Origin of the sequence: Dokdonella sp. (assembly GCF_041395345.1) — a bacterium.
GTDB lineage: Bacteria > Pseudomonadota > Gammaproteobacteria > Xanthomonadales > Rhodanobacteraceae > Dokdonella.
Genome location: NZ_JAWLAR010000003.1, coordinates 40,500 through 57,695, shown reverse-complemented (window position 1 = coordinate 57,695; position 17,196 = coordinate 40,500). Strand labels below are relative to the sequence as shown.

Annotated in this window: 17 protein-coding genes; 11 read left to right on the top strand and 6 right to left on the bottom strand. The window is 62.4% G+C overall.

Going from position 1 to position 17,196, the window contains the following annotated elements:
• The first annotated feature begins 43 nt into the window (after positions 1-43).
• The 5 genes from R3F00_RS03660 (at position 44) to R3F00_RS03640 (ending at position 5,657) form a co-directional block, all read left to right on the top strand.
• A complete protein-coding gene (locus tag R3F00_RS03660) occupies positions 44-1,282 on the top strand; it encodes a D-alanyl-D-alanine carboxypeptidase family protein (RefSeq protein ID WP_371280358.1) in 1,239 nt (412 codons plus the stop codon).
• A 2-nt stretch (positions 1,283-1,284) separates the two neighbouring features.
• A complete protein-coding gene (locus R3F00_RS03655; RefSeq protein ID WP_371280357.1) occupies positions 1,285-1,575 on the top strand; it encodes a DUF493 family protein in 291 nt (96 codons plus the stop codon).
• A gap of 118 nt (positions 1,576-1,693) precedes the next feature.
• A complete protein-coding gene (gene lipB / locus R3F00_RS03650) occupies positions 1,694-2,374 on the top strand; it encodes a lipoyl(octanoyl) transferase LipB (RefSeq protein ID WP_371280356.1) in 681 nt (226 codons plus the stop codon).
• Entirely contained in the window at positions 2,371-3,351 is a 981-nt protein-coding gene (gene lipA / locus R3F00_RS03645; protein WP_371280355.1) for a lipoyl synthase, read from the top strand. The genes lipB and lipA overlap by 4 nt, the downstream gene beginning before the upstream one ends.
• 38 nt (positions 3,352-3,389) lie before the next feature.
• Positions 3,390-5,657 (top strand): carboxy terminal-processing peptidase, encoded by a 2,268-nt coding sequence (locus R3F00_RS03640; RefSeq protein ID WP_371280354.1) that lies wholly within the window; start codon positions 3,390-3,392, stop codon positions 5,655-5,657.
• Between the two features lie 218 nt (positions 5,658-5,875).
• Here the strand turns inward: R3F00_RS03640 and R3F00_RS03635 are convergent, their stop codons facing one another.
• Genes R3F00_RS03635 through R3F00_RS03625 form a run of 3 tightly spaced genes read right to left on the bottom strand, consistent with a single transcriptional unit; the run spans position 5,876 to position 9,227 of the window.
• Positions 5,876-7,270 carry a M17 family metallopeptidase gene (locus R3F00_RS03635; protein WP_371280353.1) on the bottom strand — a complete coding sequence of 465 codons (1,395 nt, stop codon included), beginning with the start codon at positions 7,268-7,270 and terminating at the stop codon, positions 5,876-5,878.
• Positions 7,267-7,977, bottom strand: coding sequence for an HAD family hydrolase (locus R3F00_RS03630; RefSeq protein ID WP_371280352.1), 711 nt, complete (start codon positions 7,975-7,977; stop codon positions 7,267-7,269). The genes R3F00_RS03635 and R3F00_RS03630 overlap by 4 nt, the downstream gene beginning before the upstream one ends.
• A 56-nt stretch (positions 7,978-8,033) precedes the next feature.
• A complete protein-coding gene (locus R3F00_RS03625; RefSeq protein ID WP_371280351.1) occupies positions 8,034-9,227 on the bottom strand; it encodes a substrate-binding domain-containing protein in 1,194 nt (397 codons plus the stop codon).
• 192 nt (positions 9,228-9,419) lie between these two features.
• On the opposite strand from R3F00_RS03625, the gene gspL reads away from it, so the two are divergent.
• From gspL to R3F00_RS03605, 4 genes are all read left to right on the top strand, one after another.
• Positions 9,420-10,619, top strand: a complete 1,200-nt coding sequence (gene gspL, locus R3F00_RS03620) for a type II secretion system protein GspL (RefSeq protein ID WP_371280350.1) — start codon at positions 9,420-9,422, stop codon at positions 10,617-10,619.
• On the top strand, positions 10,619-11,107 hold the full coding sequence (gspM, locus tag R3F00_RS03615; RefSeq protein ID WP_371280349.1) for a type II secretion system protein GspM: 489 nt from the start codon (positions 10,619-10,621) through the stop codon (positions 11,105-11,107). The genes gspL and gspM overlap by 1 nt, the downstream gene beginning before the upstream one ends.
• 61 nt (positions 11,108-11,168) lie before the next feature.
• Positions 11,169-11,936 (top strand): type II secretion system protein N, encoded by a 768-nt coding sequence (locus R3F00_RS03610; protein ID WP_371280348.1) that lies wholly within the window; start codon positions 11,169-11,171, stop codon positions 11,934-11,936.
• A 3-nt stretch (positions 11,937-11,939) separates the two neighbouring features.
• Complete coding sequence (locus R3F00_RS03605; RefSeq protein WP_371280347.1) at positions 11,940-12,743, top strand: inositol monophosphatase; 804 nt, start codon at positions 11,940-11,942, stop codon at positions 12,741-12,743.
• 61 nt (positions 12,744-12,804) lie between these two features.
• Here R3F00_RS03605 and uraH read toward each other — a convergent pair whose 3' ends face one another.
• From uraH to R3F00_RS03590, 3 genes are all read right to left on the bottom strand, one after another.
• The gene (gene uraH / locus R3F00_RS03600) at positions 12,805-13,158 is read right to left on the bottom strand and encodes a hydroxyisourate hydrolase (protein WP_371280346.1); all 354 of its coding nucleotides are present in this window, start codon (positions 13,156-13,158) and stop codon (positions 12,805-12,807) included.
• Positions 13,159-13,224: 66 nt separating this feature from the next.
• Positions 13,225-13,881 (bottom strand): response regulator, encoded by a 657-nt coding sequence (locus tag R3F00_RS03595; RefSeq protein ID WP_371280345.1) that lies wholly within the window; start codon positions 13,879-13,881, stop codon positions 13,225-13,227.
• On the bottom strand, positions 13,878-15,332 hold the full coding sequence (locus tag R3F00_RS03590) for an ATP-binding protein (protein WP_371280344.1): 1,455 nt from the start codon (positions 15,330-15,332) through the stop codon (positions 13,878-13,880). The genes R3F00_RS03595 and R3F00_RS03590 overlap by 4 nt, the downstream gene beginning before the upstream one ends.
• 462 nt (positions 15,333-15,794) lie before the next feature.
• On the opposite strand from R3F00_RS03590, the gene nudE reads away from it, so the two are divergent.
• Together nudE and cysQ are read left to right on the top strand one after the other, a co-directional pair.
• Positions 15,795-16,352, top strand: a complete 558-nt coding sequence (gene nudE / locus R3F00_RS03585) for an ADP compounds hydrolase NudE (protein WP_371280343.1) — start codon at positions 15,795-15,797, stop codon at positions 16,350-16,352.
• Positions 16,349-17,149, top strand: a complete 801-nt coding sequence (gene cysQ / locus R3F00_RS03580; protein ID WP_371280342.1) for a 3'(2'),5'-bisphosphate nucleotidase CysQ — start codon at positions 16,349-16,351, stop codon at positions 17,147-17,149. The genes nudE and cysQ overlap by 4 nt, the downstream gene beginning before the upstream one ends.
• Positions 17,150-17,196: the final 47 nt, after the last annotated feature.

Below are 17,196 nucleotides of genomic sequence, written 5' to 3'. Positions count from 1 at the left end.
CATAGAGTTACGCGTCATTTCATCCCGGGAGTCTGTTTTGCACATGAAGTTGTCGTTCGCCGCCCTCCTATTCGCTGCTGCCTGCTGCGCATCCCTCTCCGTTGCGCAGACGCCGGCGCCGGCACCACAGCCAAAGGCAGCTGTCCCGACAGCCACAGCTGCGCCGACACCGCCGCCGCCCACTTTGGCCGCCAGCAGCTGGGTGCTGATGGACTACGCGACTGGACAGGTTCTGCTGGAGGGCAATGCAGACAAGCGTGTGGAGCCCGCGTCGATTACCAAGATCATGACTTCGTATGTCGTATCTGCCGAGCTCGAACACGGAAAGATTCACCTCGAGGATCCGGTCACGATCAGCGAGAACGCCTGGCGCTCCGGCGGCGCCGGAACGGATGGCTCGACCAGTTTTCTGGCGCTGGACAGCCAGGTGCCGCTCAAGGAATTGCTCTACGGCATGATCATCCAGTCCGGCAATGACGCGGCCATCGCCCTGGCCGAGCACACGGCCGGATCCGAAGCCCTGTTTGCCGACTTGATGAACCAGTACGCGGCGCAGCTGGGCATGACGGGCACCCACTACGTGGATGCCAGCGGCCTGCCCAATGACAATCACTACACCACCGCGCTGGATGTGGCCATCCTGTCACGCGCGCTGATCCGCGACTATCCGAGCGAATACGAGATCTACAAGATCAAGGATTTCGAGTGGAACGGGATCAAGCAGCACAACAGGAACACCCTGCTCTGGCGCGATTCGTCGGTCGACGGGATCAAGACCGGTCATACCAACAATGCAGGCTATTGCCTGGCAACCTCGGCACAGCGTGGCGACCAGCGGCTGATTGCCGTCGTCATGGGTGCTGCCAGCGAAAAGGCGCGCGCCGATGCCAATCAGGAGTTGCTGAACTACGGATTCCGCTTCTTTGAAACGCACAAGCTCTACGAAGTCGGCAAGCCGCTGGCAACACCCGAATTGTGGAAGGGCGAGTCCGATACCGTTGATCTCGGCGTCGCCGAGAATGTGCTGGTGACCCTGCCGCGCGGTCGCTATGCGGACCTCAAGGCGAGCATGGATCTTCCGGCGCAACTGATCGCTCCGCTCGAGCAGGGCCAGGCAGTGGGCAAGTTGAAGGTCGAGCTGGATGGGAAGCTGCTGCTGGAGCGACCGATTGTGGTCATGGCCTCTGCGCCGGAGGGCGGGTTCTTCAAGCGTCTTTCTGATGGCGTGATGTTGTGGTTCAACAGCAGTGACGAGGCGGAAACGGCAGCCAAGGCGGAATAGCCATGCGCGATCTTGACGACATCAAACCGGAGAGCCCCGATCAGGGTTTCCAGTTCCCGGGAGCATTCGAAATCACGGCCCTTGGCCGTGCCGACGCCGATCTTGAGCACCGCGTTCCCGAATTGCTCAAGGGCCTCGGGCTGGCGGTTCTCCAGGGAAGCCTGCGGTCCAAGCCCTCTCGCGAGGGCAACTACGTGTCGGTTTCGGTGACATTTACCTGCCCCGATCGCGAGACCTACGATGCAGCGCATGCCGCCTTGCGAGCAGATGACGCAATTCGCTGGACCCTCTGATTCGGTCGTCGGCCGGGAAAAGCCTTGCAAGCTCGACATACGGTCGCCATGTTGATTGCCGTAGATGACAGCGAGGGCAGTCCTGTCATCAGGTTTACACCCGTCGGCAAATTCCCTCATGTCTGAGTCGCTGATCATCCGTCGCCTTGGCCGCCAGCCCTACGAGCCGGTGCTGGAGGCGATGCGCGCGTTCACCAACGCGCGCGACGAGGGCACGCCCGATGAGTTCTGGGTGCTTGAGCACGATCCGGTGTTCACCCTGGGCCAGGCCGGAAAGCCCGAGCACGTTCTGGCCGCGGGCGAGATACCGGTTATCAGGGTCGAGCGCGGTGGCCAGGTGACCTATCACGGCCCCGGTCAGATCGTCGGATACCCCCTGATCAACCTGCGCCGCCTCGGAATTGGCGTGCGCGAGCTGGTCGAACGCATCGAGCAGGCCATCATCGACACGCTGGAACACTGGAATATCATGGCCGAGCGCCGCAAGGGCGCCCCCGGCGTTTACGTCGGAGATGCCAAGATCGGCGCCCTCGGCCTGCGCGTGCGCAGGGGCTGCTCGTTTCATGGCCTGGCTCTCAATGTCGGCATGGACCTGGAGCCGTTCCTGCGCATAAATCCCTGTGGATTTCAGGGTTTGCGCGTGACTCAGGTGCTAGACTTGGGCGGTCCCGGGTCTATTTCGCAGGTCGAGGATGTCCTCGTCGCGGAGTTGGCTCGTCAATTTGGATTCACGCCGCAGCCCGGTGCTGCGGAACTCCCGACCCCTGTTGCCGCCGATGCGGCCACCTCCATCGCATGAACGAGCCGATCAAGACCATTCCACTCACTGTCGTTGGCGAAAAGCAGCTCGGCGGCGAAAAGATCGCGCGCAATCGGGCCGGATTCGCCGATGCGCCCACCCTGCGCAAGCCGGCCTGGATCCGGGTCCGTATTCCGCCGGGCAACGCCGTTTCACAGCTGAAGGCCAAACTGCGCCAAAACAGGCTGGTAACCGTCTGCGAAGAGGCTTCCTGCCCGAATATCCATGAGTGTTTCAGCAAGGGCACGGCCACGTTCATGATTCTCGGCGAGGTCTGCACGCGGCGCTGTTCGTTCTGCGATGTTGCCCACGGTCGGCCCAAGGCCCCTGATCCACTGGAACCGGCCAAGCTGGCCGGCACCATTCGCGACATGCGCCTGCGCTATGTGGTGATCACTTCGGTGGACCGCGATGACTTGCGCGACGGTGGTGCAGGCCATTTTGCCGATTGTATCCGCGCGGTGCGCTTCGAGAATCCCGACATACGCATCGAGATCCTGACCCCGGATTTCCGTGGCAAGGGTCGCATGGACCGGGCTCTGGAGCTGCTTGCCAGCCACCCGCCGGACGTGTTCAACCACAATATCGAAACCGTGCCTGACCTGTACCGTGAAGTGCGCCCGGGTGCCGACTACGCCTGGTCGCTGCAATTGCTCAAGCGGTTCAAGCAGCAGCATCCGGATATCCCTACCAAGTCGGGGATCATGCTGGGGCTCGGCGAGACCCTGAATCAGGTTCATCGCACGTTGAACGATTTGCGCGATCATGATGTCGATATGGTGACGATTGGCCAGTATCTGCAGCCGACTGCGCATCACCACCCGGTCCTGCGCTACTGGACTCCCGACGAGTTCAAGGCCCTCGAGGACTACGGCATGGCCCTAGGTTTCGAGCATGTTGCGTCGGGACCGATGGTTCGTTCGTCCTATCATGCAGACGAGATGGCGCATGCCGCCGGCTTCGTCGAAGTGGCTTGACCCCTGATACCGCGTTACCGAATTTGATGGAGAGTTCCATGCGTCGCATTTCCCTGACCCTTGCACTGCTGGCTGCCTGCGGCATTGCAGTGGCAAAACCGACTACCGTCAATACGCCGGTGGTGCTCAAGCCCACGGCCGAGCAAGCGGAGGCAGCAATCTGGGCGATGCGCTTCCTGTCCCGGTTCCACTACAAGCCCGTACCGCTGGACGACACGATGTCGGAGCTGATTTTCGACAGCTACCTCGACAGCCTGGATGGCGACCATCTGTTCTTCACCCAGGCCGATGTCGATCAGTTCACTTCGGCGCGCGACAAGCTCGACGATGCCGTGTTCGAGCGCGATCTGACCGCGCCGTTCGTGATCTTCAACTTGTACCAGCAGCGAGTCGCCGAACGTCTGGCCTATTCCCGCGAACTGCTTGCCCAGCCCTTCGACTTCAGCAAGGACGAAAGCTACGAATACGATCGCGAGGATGCCCCCTGGGCGAAAAACGCCGCTGAACTTGATGAAATCTGGCGCAAACGGGTCAAGAACGACTATCTGCGCCTGAAACTGGCCAAGAAGGAACCGAAGGACATCAAGGAGACGCTGGACAAGCGCTATTCGAACTATCTTGATCGCATCCAGCAACTCAACAGCGAAGATGTATTCCAGACCTTCATGAATGCCTATGCGACCTCGATCGAGCCGCATACGAACTACCTGAGTCCGCGCGCATCGGAGAATTTCGATATCGCCATGAAGCTCTCGCTCGAGGGCATCGGCGCGGTTCTGCAGCGCCTGGACGAGTACACCGCCATTCGCGAAATCATCCCGGGTGGTCCGGCTGCCATATCGGGCAAGCTCAATCCCGGCGATCGCATTGTCGGTGTGGGCCAGGGCGAAAGCGGCCCCATCGTCGATGTCATCGGTTGGCGGCTCGATGATGTCGTCGACAAGATTCGTGGCGCCAAGGGAACGGTCGTGCGTCTCGAGATCCTGCCTGATGCGGCCGGTCCAGATGGCAAGCACGAGTTGCTCACCCTGACCCGCAACAAGGTCAGCGTCGAGGAGCAGGCCGCCAAGCAGTCCATCATCGAGGTCGACCAGGGCGACACGACGCGCCGTATCGGCGTGATCACGCTGCCGACGTTCTATCAGGATTTCGAGGCGCGCCGGCGCGGCGATGCCAACTACAAGAGCGCCACCCGTGATGTCGAGAAGCTGCTCGGCGAGTTGCGCGGCGAGAATGTCGACGGTGTCGTCGTCGACCTGCGCAACAATGGCGGTGGCTCGCTGGATGAAGCGACCGACCTGACCGGCCTGTTCATCGACAAGGGCCCGGTCGTGCAGATTCGCGATGCCAGCGGTCGAGTCGAGGAAAAGAGCGACCGTCGCGCAGGCGCAGCCTGGACAGGTCCCCTGGCCGTTCTGGTCAATCGCGGGTCGGCCTCGGCGTCGGAGATCTTCGCCGCTGCGATCCAGGACTACGGTCGTGGCGTGATCATCGGTGAGCCGACTTTCGGCAAGGGCACCGTGCAGAACCTGCTCAACATGGACGACATGGCACGCAACGAGAAGCCGACGTTTGGCGACCTCAAGATGACCGTGCAGCAGTTCTTTCGCATCAACGGAGGCTCGACCCAGCTTCGCGGAGTCGTTCCCGAGATCAGTTTCCCGATGAGTGCTGCCAGCGACGAATTCGGGGAATCCAGCTACGACAACGCCTTGCCATGGACCTCGATAGGCAAGGCCGACTACGAGCGCATCGCTGACCTGAGCCCGATGATTCCGATGCTGGTTGCCAGGCACGAATCACGCGCTGCCGAGAATGCGGAGTGGAAGAGTTTCGAGGAGGAGATCGCCGACGCGCGCCGGATCCGTGCCGAAAAGACCATCTCGCTCAACGAGCAGGTCCGCATCAGGGAACGTGACGAACAGGAAGCCAAGCGCAAGGCGCGCGAAGCCCTGGCTGGCGGCGCATTTCCCGAACAGGATCCGGCAGCGAAAGCCCGTGAGGACACGCTTGACGATCCGGAAATTTCCAAGCCGGAGCTCGTAGGCGTCGAAGCTGAAACATTGGCGACAAGCACGCCGAAGAATGCAGGTAGCGATTACGTGGATGACGGCCTGCAACCCGACGAACGCAGCATCGCCAATGACCTCGCGCGCGAGGAAAAGCGCAAGGCGCGTCCGGACATCGTGCTCAACGAAGCTGCGCAGATTCTTGCCGACGAGATCGACCTGATCCGCGGCAACGTCAAGCTCGCCGCCCTGTTCCTGCCGCATGACGCGACCACATCGGAAACCAGCGTCGAGTAGTCGGCAGGTTCAAATGCCAAGGACTGCAGGAAGCGGCCTGCGAGGATGACGCGTGACATGCCTGTTTTTGTAGGGGCGGGTCCCAGATCCGTCCGCTTCCCGGCATGTTTGTCAGATTCCGGACCGTAGCGGGTGGGTCTGGGACCCACCCCCACGATCAAGCCTGCACATGGTTCGGATTTCGATAGCGGACCTTGCGTCGCCGCTCCGTTGTTGCCCTATGAATATCTCTTCCTGAGGAATTCAAGGAACGCGCGCAGACCCTGCGCCTCTCCGCCGCGTGGCCGACCAGGGCGATCCGCATCATTCCATGAGTAGACGTCGAGGTGGCACCAGGCCACGGATTCCGGGACGAAACGTTCGAGAAACAGGGCGGCGCTGATCGCGCCAGCGTGACGTGAAGTTCCGGAATTGGCGAGGTCCGCCATGTAGGAATCGAGCAGGGTCAGGTAGGGCCGCCATAGCGGCATGCGCCACAGCGGATCCTGGGTTTGGGTGCCCGCGTTGAGCAGGGAATCCGCAATATCGTCCCGGTTGCAGAACAGTGCCGGCAGGTCGGCGCCGAGCGCGACACGCGCGGCACCGGTCAGGGTCGCAAAGTCGAGGATCAGGTCGGGCTTGAGTTCGCTGGCATAGGCCAGTGCGTCGCACAGGACGAGCCGACCCTCGGCATCGGTATTGTCGATTTCAACACTGAGATTGCCGCGTGTCTGGATCACTTCGCCGGGCCGGAACGCATTGCCGGCCACGGCATTTTCCACCGCGGGAACGAGCAGGGTCAGGCGCACCGGGAGCTCCGCTTCAAGGATCAGCCCGGCCAGAGCGATCGCGTGCGCGGCACCGCCCATGTCCTTCTTCATCCAGCGCATGCCATCGGCAGTCTTCAGGTCGAGACCACCGGTATCGAAACAGACGCCCTTGCCAACCAGAACGACGTGTGGCGCATCTGCCGGTCCATGCGAGAGCATGCCAAGTCGTGGCGCCCGGTCCTCCGCGGCAGCCCGTCCAACCGCATGGATGGTCGGGAAATTGTCAGCCAGCAGATCATCGCCGATCCATTCGCGAAATTCGGCGTCGTGCTTTCTTGCGAGATCCCTGATGACTTCCACCAGATTGGCAGGTCCCATGTCCTGTGTCGGCGTATTGATCAGATCGCGGGTCAGAGTGGCGGCATCGACGAAGGGCGCGACCCTGGCGCGTGTCTCGTCATCGACCCGCAGGCGCGCCGGTTCGCGCAATGCACGGCGGTAGCGCGTGAACCTGTAGGCACCGAGCGCCCAGCCCAGCGCAGTCTGGTCCGGGTCCAGCGGCAGCCCGCGCGGATCCATCTCGTAGTCACCCTCGGGCAGGCGCTGGGGCAGTGAAGACAGCGCATAGATGCCGTCGCGCGAATTGCAGCCGGCCAGCAGGATCGAGCCTTTTCCGGCAGGGTCCGGGACGACCAGGAATCGGCCATTCTGGCCCTTGAAATCGTTGTCCGCGCATATTCGTGCGGCCTGCTCACCCAGTTGTTCGAGCAGTTCAGCACAAGTCTTCTCGTCAACCGCGATCAACGGCGTTGGCGACCTGGACGAGTTCGGACTGGCCCAGGCATTGGTCATTGGCGTAGTCATGTCGGTTGGATCCGTGTCGTGTTCTTGTGTTGCAGCAGCCAGTTGGCCAGGGCATCGAGGTCGCTGACCTCGAGATCGGGCGTTGCCGTGTCAGTCCATGCTGCAGCATTGCGATTGATCCAGGCCGTGCGCATTCCAGCTGCGCGTGCCCCGGCTACGTCGGCGGTTGGATCATCGCCGACATGGAGAACATGCTCGGGCGCGATGCCCAGGCGTTCGCAGGCGTGCACGAAAATACCCGCATCCGGTTTGGCAACGCCCATCTCGCCCGCGCTTACGCTGAAACGGAAGTGTTCGTGGAGGCCGATCAGGGCAAGATCCGCAGTACCGTTGGAAATGCTGATCAGGGGCACCTGTGCCGCCATGCTCGCCAGTGCCGGCGCGGTATCAGCATAGCAATCCACCTCGTTGCGCACACGAACATAGATTTCGTACGTCCGTTCGACCCAGTCTTCGCCGAGGTTGAAGGGCGCAAAGGCCCTGCGCAGGGTCAAGCGACGCTGTGCGGCGAAATCGTGAGACAACTCGGGGTGTTGCCTGGCTACCTGATCGCGCAAGGCGCGCATGGCAGGAATGGGCCAGGCGGAGGCCACTTCCGGGCAATTCGTACGCAGCCACTGATCCACACTGGTTTCGACGCGGTCGATAACCGGAGCGATTGGCCACAGCGTATCGTCGAGATCAAGGGATATGGCGCGAATATCCATTCCGGTCCTTGATTGCACCTTGTTGCGTCTTCTCGGGATTCGCGGGCGCCAGGCGCTCAGTCGGACTTGGCAGGGACGGGTTCGGCGTCGGCAGCTTGAGCCTTTTGCTGCTCGGCGCGGTCGAGGTTTTCGCGAGCCTTCTGGGTGGACTCGGCAGTCGGTGCGATTCGAAGCCGGGACTCGAGAGTGGCCCTCGGTGCCGAAAGCGGCGGCGGTTCGCGCGTGCGCGGAAATGCGGCGAGATCGGCCGGTATCACGTCGACAATGGCGGCGTCGATGAAGTCAAGCCTGGCTCCGTCCAGCGCATAGACATCGCCGGCCTCCGAGTACGGGACGAGCTGGTGCTTGCGCATCAACTGCTTTGCAGTGGGCGAATCCAGGAACGAGACGAAATCATTGATCGCCTCGGCCTTGGGCGAATCGTGGCGGCTCACCACATAGAGCGTAATGAAGAGCGGGTAGCTTCCGTTGGTGACGCTTTGCGTCGAAGCGGAAATGCCCTCGACCGACAGCATTTTCATGCCCTTGTTGGCGTAGCTGTTGGAGAGTGAGCTGAGTCCGAGTCCACTCGGATCGATGGCGATGCCTTCCTCCAGCTTGCTCGTATTGAGGTACAGGCGGGGAGCAGCGATCTTCTGGTCACCGTGGCGGTACAACAGATGACGGAAGCTGTACTCGAGGCCATCGAGTGGTGCGGCAATGGAATACAGGTTGATCTCCGCGTCAGCACCGCCTAGATCCTTCCAGTTGGTGATCCGACCGAGGAAAATCTGGCGCAACTGCGCAAGCGTGATGTTGTTGACCGGGTTGCTGGGGTGGGTCACCGGTACGATGGCGTCCAGCGCCGCGGGCTGGAACACGAGTGCCAGTTCCGTTTCACGCTTGCGGTGCATGCCTCGAGCACTTCCGGCGATATCGGCACTGCCGTCAATGACGGCATCGATACCGGAAATCGTGCTGAAGGCTTCTACCTTGAGCTCGGTCTTGTGTTCCTTTCGATAGGCAGTCACCAGTTCCCTGGCGAATCCCCGGGCGGAAACGATGTCTCCGCGCCAGACAATGACCGTGTTGGCACCACTGGCAGTCCGGTTCGCCGAGGCTGCGGCGTCGGCTGGCCGTGCTTGTGCCAACGGAATCGTTGCAATAGCGAGAATGATTGCAAGGGCAAAGAGACGGAGCCTGGGGCTGATCAGGAGCATAGGAGGTTGGCGTTCGGGCGCAGTCGGGAAATCGGGGCCGAACTTTAGCATGCGATTGACGCTCCGACCCGTGTGTGAACCAGTCGAGAGTAGTCGAATCAGGGGCTTCCGGCCTGACGGACGCAGGGCCTGGGCGGGCTTCGCAATCCGGTAGCTGGGTCAATGGTTCGCAGGGCTGATGTCCGGGATTTCCGGCAGAGCCCGTGCTTCTCGTACAATCGACCGGATTTCAAGGATTTCCGCATGCCCGATCGCCTCCTGATTCGCCTCGACCGCAATGGCGGCCTGACCTGGCTGCGCCAGTCGCCAGACGGTCGCATGCTGTCCTCGAGTCAGAATGGGGTTCCGCCGACATCGGTGACCAGCGGGGCCGCGGAGATCGTTGTTCTGGTGCCAGCCGAGGATGTGCTGGTCACCAGCGCACGGGTTCATGCCCGCAGCAGCGCCCAGCGAGCACAGGCCATCCCGTTCGCGGTGGAGGACCAGTTGCTCGGGGTGGTGGAAGACCAGCACTTTGCGATCCAGGAAAGCAGCGCCGACAAGGTGGGTGTCGCCGTGGTCTCCAGGCAGCGCTTGCGCGAATGGACGGATCAGCTGGCCGCGGCTGGCATTCGCGCAGACGTGGTGATTCCCGAGTCGCTCGCTCTGGCAGCCCGGCCGACGGGTGCCAGCATTCTGGTTGATGGCGATCGCGCCATCGCACGCCTGACGGATTGGTCGGCCATGGCCTGCGCAACCGCGGATCTGCCAGCCTGGCTGGACATGACCGACGAGGCGGACTCCGAGCGCGAGATCGAAATTTTTCAGTTTGGGGAGGCCACCGACCTCGGGCTGCAGATTCCCGAAGGTGCGCATCACGCAGGGCTCAAAGATCCGCTCGCGTTTCTTGCCAGGCAGTTTCGTGAGCCCGGGATCAACTTGCTGGGCGGCGAGTTCGCTTCGGCTCACCGTCATGCGCGCGCGGCCCGATGGTGGCGCCGGGCTGCTGCCATTGCCGCGCTGATTGCCGTGCTGGCTTTCGCGCACCGTGCGCTCGAAGTCAGCCAATTGTCCCGAAGCATCGAACGCATTGACACCGCCATGTCGGACAGCCTGCTGCGCACGTTTCCGGATCTTGGCGCCGCCGAGCGCACGCGCGCGCCGCAAAGTGTCATGCGCGACCGGCTGGAACGACTGCGCGGTGGCGACGAGAGCAGCGGGCTGCTCCGGGTACTGGGACAGGTCGCGCCCGTGCTCGGTCGGACGACACGAACACAGATGCGCGGACTTGAGTTCAGGAACGGCATCCTCGAGCTCGGCCTGCGCTCGCCTGACGTAGCGACCCTGGACAATTTGCGCGAGCAGTTTTCGGCAATCCCGGGCCTGGTTGCCGAAGTGACCGCGTCCGTACCGGCGGAAACCGGTGTAGACGGCCGCATCCGCATTCGCGGGGTGGAGCCGTGATGGCTGCGTGGTGGAATCAGCTGGCCGAACGGGACAGGCGCATTCTCGTCATCGGCGGTGCCGTGGTGGCCGTGTTTCTGATCTGGTCGTTTGTCTGGCATCCGCTTGCCCTGAAGCGGGCGTTGCTGGTCGAGCAACTCGACAATGCGCGGCGCGACCTTGCCTATGTGCGCGTGGCAGAAGCAGAAGTCGAACGCCTGCGCAGCGCCGGCGTGCAGTCACGGGCCGACCGGCAGGGCAAGTCCCTGCTTGCCCTGGTCGATGTCAGCGCGCGCGCGGCCAATCTGGATGGCGTGCTCAAGCGCCTCGAACCCATTGGTTCGAACAACGTGCGCGCGAGTTTCGAATTTGTGTCTTTTGATTCGCTGATCGCGTGGATTGAACAGCTCGCTCGCGACTACGGTGTCCAGATCACGGACTTCTCGGCAGATCGCGTGGATGCAACCGGACTGGTCAATGCACGCGTCACCCTGGAAGACGTACCGTGACGCTCGATCGCCGGTTCCATCCGGACTGTGCCATTCCCTTCGCCTCCAACACGATCCAACAATGAAAATATTCAAGTGGTTGCTTGTCTTGCTTGTCCTTTCTCTGGTCGTGGCCGTCGTCGTTGCGTGGACGATGCCAGCCGACGTCGCCTATCGTTACGTGGCTTCCCGGCTGGGACCCGTCTCGCTCGTGGGTGTGCGCGGCACGGTCTGGGATGGTCATGCTGATGGGGTCAGTGTGTTCGGGCGCGACCTTGGCGAGCTCGACTGGCGGATCGAAAAGGCGCCCCTGCTCTGGCGAAACGTGCACGCCGATCTTCGGATCAGGGGTGCGGATATCGACACTTCCGGACTGCTCAAGCGCGATGCGGACGGGAATGTCAGGGCCAGTGATGTTCGGTTTCGCGTGCCTGCCAGCCTGTTTTCGCCTGCGCTGGACTTGCCTTCGCTGCGCCTGCTGGGCACGGTATCGGGCACTTTCACGGAAGTCGCCATGGTCGATGGCCTGATCGCCACGGCGCGCGGCAATGCGCGCTGGTCGGACGCCGGGGTCAGCGGCAGCGCAGAAGCCCGCTTCTCCGACATCCTCGCCGAGTTTTCGTCGGCGCCCGATGGCCGCATCAGCGGCACGGTTGCGGATGATGGCAAGGGCAATCTCGCCGTCGATGGCTCATTCGAAGTGACTGCGACCGGATTCAGCGCCGAAGCCTTTCTGTCGGCGCGCAACAATGATCCGCGCGTGCAGGAATCTCTGCGTTATATCGGCGAACAGCAGGCCGACGGTTCCTCGCATCTGGTCATCAAAGGCCAGCTGTTCCGGGTATTCTGAACGATGCCATTGTCGTCGGAATTTCTCGGCCGCGCTCTTGGCGTTGCGCATGCGGCGTCCGATTCGGCCGAGCGTGTCATCCATGCGCGCTACCAGGCGCGCGATTTTTCCGTGGATGCCAAGGCCGATGCCACGCCGGTGACCGAGGCGGACCGGGAAGCCGAGACTGCCATCAAGGATGTCTTGCGCGCAGCGTTCCCGACGCACGCCTTCCTCGGAGAGGAACATGGTCGTGAGGGAGATGGCGAATTTCTCTGGCTGATCGATCCGATCGATGGCACCAAGGCATTCGTCCGCGGCTATCCGATGTTCTCAACGCAAATTGCGCTGATGCACGAGGGCGAACTCGTGCTCGGCGTGTCTGCTGCAGGTGAGTTCGGTGAAAGAGCCTGGGCGGTTCGCGGCGGCGGCGCCTTCGTGGGCCGGAATGCGCACGAGGGCAAGTCGGTGCGAGTTTCTGGCGAGGTCGAATTCGGGCCGAGGGCGGCGGTTTCCACTGGAAATCTCAAATCGATGGCGGCGCAGCCAAGGCGCTGGGAAGCCCTGGGTGGCCTGGTGAAGCGTGTTGGTCGCATTCGCGGCTACGGGGATTTTCTGCATTACCACCTGCTGGCTAGAGGATCGATCGATCTGGTCATCGAGTCGGATCTCAATATTCTCGATATTGCAGCCCTGGTCGTCATCGTGCGCGAAGCCGGTGGCGTCTTCACGACGCTGGATGGCGGGCCGGTCGGTCTGGAGATCAGCGATGCGCTGGCCGGAAATACCTCCCTGCACGCTGAAGCGCTGGCATTGTTCAATTCGTGAAAACGAAACAGAGCCAGGCATCAGCCTGTTCCAGCCAGCCGGGTTCCGGTCCGCTCGTGGATCAGCGGGCGCTTGCCACGCTATAGCCATACGGGGAAATCAGCATCGGAACATGCAGATCCCTCGAGTTGTCGGCGATTCCGAAACGCACGCTGATGACATCCAGGAAACGCGGTTCCGGCAGGGTTACGCCCAAGGTCGCGAAGTAGTCGCCGACATGGCAATCCAGCTCGTAGAGACCGGCCAGCATCGTGCCTTCGGCCAGCAACGGTGAATGATTGCGCCCTTCATGGCTGGTCAGGCCGCGAATGAGCAACTCGCGGCGATCTTCATGGAGGCGATAGAGCTCCACGGCGACACCAGCTGCCGGCTTGCCCCGGGACGTGTCGAGTACCTGGATGGTCAGCTTGGCCATTGGACGGAGGACATGCAGTGAGGGGGATTCCTGCAATATACCGCCACCGACTCGCTGCAGTCGCGATCAGCCCTGTGGCCGCTGTTTCATGCCGCTTTTCCATGCGTACACGGCTGCCTGGGTTCGGTCACTGACATTCAGCTTACCGAGCAGGTTGCTGACATGGGTCTTGACCGTCTTTTCGCCGATGCCGAGACGTTCGGCAATCAGCTGGTTGCTCAGCCCCTCGGCGACAAGGGCCAGGGTTTCCCGCTCGCGCTGGCTCAGTGTTTCAAGCATTCCGCTGCCAGGTTCGACACCACGACGCAGCGCATCCATCAGGCGTGCAGCGATGCGCTGGTGCAGCACTGCTTCACCTTGTGCGGCTTTGCGCAATGCCTCGGCCAGGGCATCTGCATCGACATCCTTGAGCAGGCATGAAAGGGCGCCCGCCTGAACGGCAGCGACAATCTGTTGCACGTCTTCGAATGAGGTGAGCAATACAACCTGGGTCTGCGGGCTAGCCGAGCGAATGGCGCGAGTCGCCTCGATGCCTCCGCCGGGCATGACCAGATCCACCAGGGCGACATCGGGTTTCTCCGCCTTGCACAGTTCGATTGCGGAAGTGGCGTCGCCTGCCTCGCCGACGATGGCGAGATCGGCATGGGTCTCGAGGAAGGCGCGGATTCCCTGGCGCACCAGATCATGGTCGTCGGCGATGACGATGCGTATCGGTGTGCTCATCTTGATACCTCTACCTGGAAGCCGATGGTCAGTACTGTGCCACGTCCGGCCACGCTGTCGAATGAAAAGCTGCCGCCCGGCAGACTCTCGCTGCGTTCCCGCATGTTGCGCAGGCCCATGCCATTGCCGAATCCCTCGGCGGCGCCGCGGCCATTATCGGCGATCGAAAGGCTGACGCGATCCGCCTCGCGACGGAGGCTGATGTCGACATGCTCGGCGCCGCTATGGCGCAGGACATTGGAGAGCGCCTCGTCGACGATCCGCAACAGCGAGTCCTCCAGCGGCTGGGCAAGTGCTGGCACGTCCTCGATGGCAAATCCGAGGCTGGCCCCGCTGGTATGGGCCCAGTCGTTTGCGCGCATGCGCAAGCGTTCGGCAAACGGCAGCTCGGCATCCGACGCGCGCATTTCGTCGAGGATCTGGGCAAGCTCCTGCTGGATCTGCTGGGTAAGCCGCTGGGCCAGCTCGAGTCGTTCCGACGCCACAGAATCGCCCAGCACGCGGCGCATGGTTGCCAGCTGCAGGTTCAGCGCGAACGCTTTCTGCTTGACCGTATCATGCAAGTCGCGGGCGAGGCGCTGGCGTTCCGCCAGGATGGCCAACTGAGCGCGCGAGCGGAGCAGGCTCTTCAGATCAACAGCCATGCGGTCAAGCGTGCTCGAAAGGCCGCCGATTTCGTCGCTGGATCGATCATCGATCCGGTCGGAAAAATCACCGCGACTCCAGGCCCGGGCCGCACGCGCGATACGGCTCAGTCGGCGCGTTACCCAGGCCGCAAGGAAGAACGAGGAAGCCAGGCCGAACACGACAAGGAACACCAGTACGGTAGGCGACTCGAAACTCGAATCAAAAAGGACGTGTCGCCAGGGCACCGGAATTCGCAGTTCGACAAACAGCGTTGCAAATCGCGAGTCCCGGTCTCCGCGCAGCGGTACCAGAATGCGCTTGATGGTGTAGTCCGATTCGGCACCCGCGAGTTCCAGCGATCTCTGCCCGACCGTCGCCGACGCTTGCGCAAGCTCCTCGGGCGTGGGCAGATCGAGTTGCCAGTGCCCGCCATCCTCGGTGCGCGCGAGCAATTCGTTGCGCTGGTCATAGATGGCGGCTCCGAGCGGTACATCGCCGAGTTCGAGAAGGATGTAGGACTCATCCGGTGTCAACCCGCCGCGCGGCTGCTGCAACCGGAGAATCCAGGCATCCAGCCAGAGCTTGAGGGCAACGGTGTCGGTTCCCTGCGCGCCGCGCAGATGGCTCCATTGGATCGACAGGTCGGATGCTCCACGCTCTGCCACGCGGTCGAGACTTCCGCGCTGGACGCCATTGGTGAATCGCTGGAACTCGTAGAAGAGAATCGTGCCTTCCACGATGATCAGGGTCGGGAGCGAGAGCAGGGCATAGAACAGCGCGAGCTTTGAAACCAGGCCGCGGAAGCGCGGACGAATTTCGTTCATGGGCTGTCAGGAGGTCGGGAAGATCGGTCAAGCATACCGCCCCGGCCGGATTATGCGGACTTGCGAGAGTCGGCGTTGCGCCAGGCGCGGAGTGCACCGGGCCCACTTCCGGCGGGACACGTGCGTGCGCCAGTCGACGCTTCCGGTGCGCACGCGCTCTCGGCTGCAGGCCCGGCCATGTCCGCGCAAGCGAGCGACTTTCTGCCCCCAATGCCAACCGCACAGGTGCTTCGGGCCTGTATATCGGCCCTGTCGACGCGGCCATCACCCGCCAATGGGTCGAAGTGACCGCCTGCCCTCGAACCTGTCCATTCCGGGAGCGACGAGTTCGGCAGGAGCAGTGCCATGCAGAGTGAAGGAGAGGCCCAACTCGATTCCTCCGACATATCGCGATGGCGGCTTGCGCGTCGGAGACTCACCCATCGCAGCGCGCGAGCGCATTCGTGCGGTTACAATCGCTGCATGCACAGGAAGCCTCCCATCATTCTTGACCGGCGCCCGATAGAACAGAGCCGGTTCCTGCGCGCGGAACAGATCGATCTGGAATTCTCCAACGGCGAGAGGCGCACCCACGAGCGCTTGCGGACCTCGGGATTTGGCGCCGTCATCATGGTACCGATGCTGGATGAAGACACCGTACTGCTGGTGCGCGAGTACGCCACCGGAATCGAAAGCTACGAGCTGGGTCTTTCCAAGGGACGCCTTGATCGCGACGAGACCGTGGAGCAGGGCGCCAACCGCGAACTCAAGGAAGAGATCGGTTACGGCGCGCGCAGCCTGAAGATTCTAGCCACCTTGTCGATGTCGCCCACCTACATGAGCGCGATGACTCACGTCGTGCTGGCGCAGGATCTGTATCCCGAACGCCTGCAGGGGGACGAGCCCGAAGAACTTGAAGTCGTGCCATGGAAACTCAGTGAGCTGAATCTCCTGTTGAAGGAGCCGGAAGTCAGCGAGGGCCGCTCGATCGCTGCCCTGTTCATTGCGCGAGAGTATCTGGCCGGGCGCTACGCACCATGAGCCTGGATCCCGGCATGCTGGTTGCCGATGTGTGCGAGCTCGCGCGCGAGGCCGCTTCAGCCATCCTCAAGGTCTACGTCAGAGACTTCGAAGTCGAGAGCAAGGAAGATCGCTCGCCCTTGACCGAGGCGGACATGGCGGCCCATCACATCATCGTGGACGGCTTGCGCAGGCTGACGCCGGACTGGCCGATCCTGTCCGAGGAATCGGCGACGATTGCCTGGAGCCAACGTCGGCAATGGACGCGCTACTGGCTGGTCGATCCGCTCGACGGCACGCGCGAGTTCATCAAGCGCAACGGAGAGTTCACGGTCAACATCGCCCTGATCGAGGCGGACAGCCCCGTGCTGGGCGTCGTGCAGACTCCAGTTACCGGAGAAATCGCCTGGGCCAGTCGTGGCATGGGTGCCTGGATGGCGATCGGCGAGGATGAAGCGCGCCGCTGCAGAACGCGCCCTCGCGCCGACCCGCTAGTCGTCGCCGGCAGTCGTTCGCACGGCAACCCGCGGCTGGCCGAGATGATGCAACGCGTCGGTCCGCACGAAATGACCGCGCTCGGTTCATCGCTCAAGTTCCTGCGCATTGCAGCGGCCGATGCCGATCTCTATGTGAGGCTGGGGCCCACCTCTGAGTGGGATACGGCCGCCGCCCACTGCATACTTGAAGAAGCCGGTGGTGCGGTCATCGATCTCGAGGGAAATCCGTTGCGCTACAACTGCAAGGAGTCGCTGCTCAACCCGGAATTCATTGCCTGCGGCGACAAGACGCAGGACTGGGCCCGCATTCTGGCCGAATGACCCGTGTCCCCGGCGACATGACCCCAGTGTGTCGACATTTCCCGATC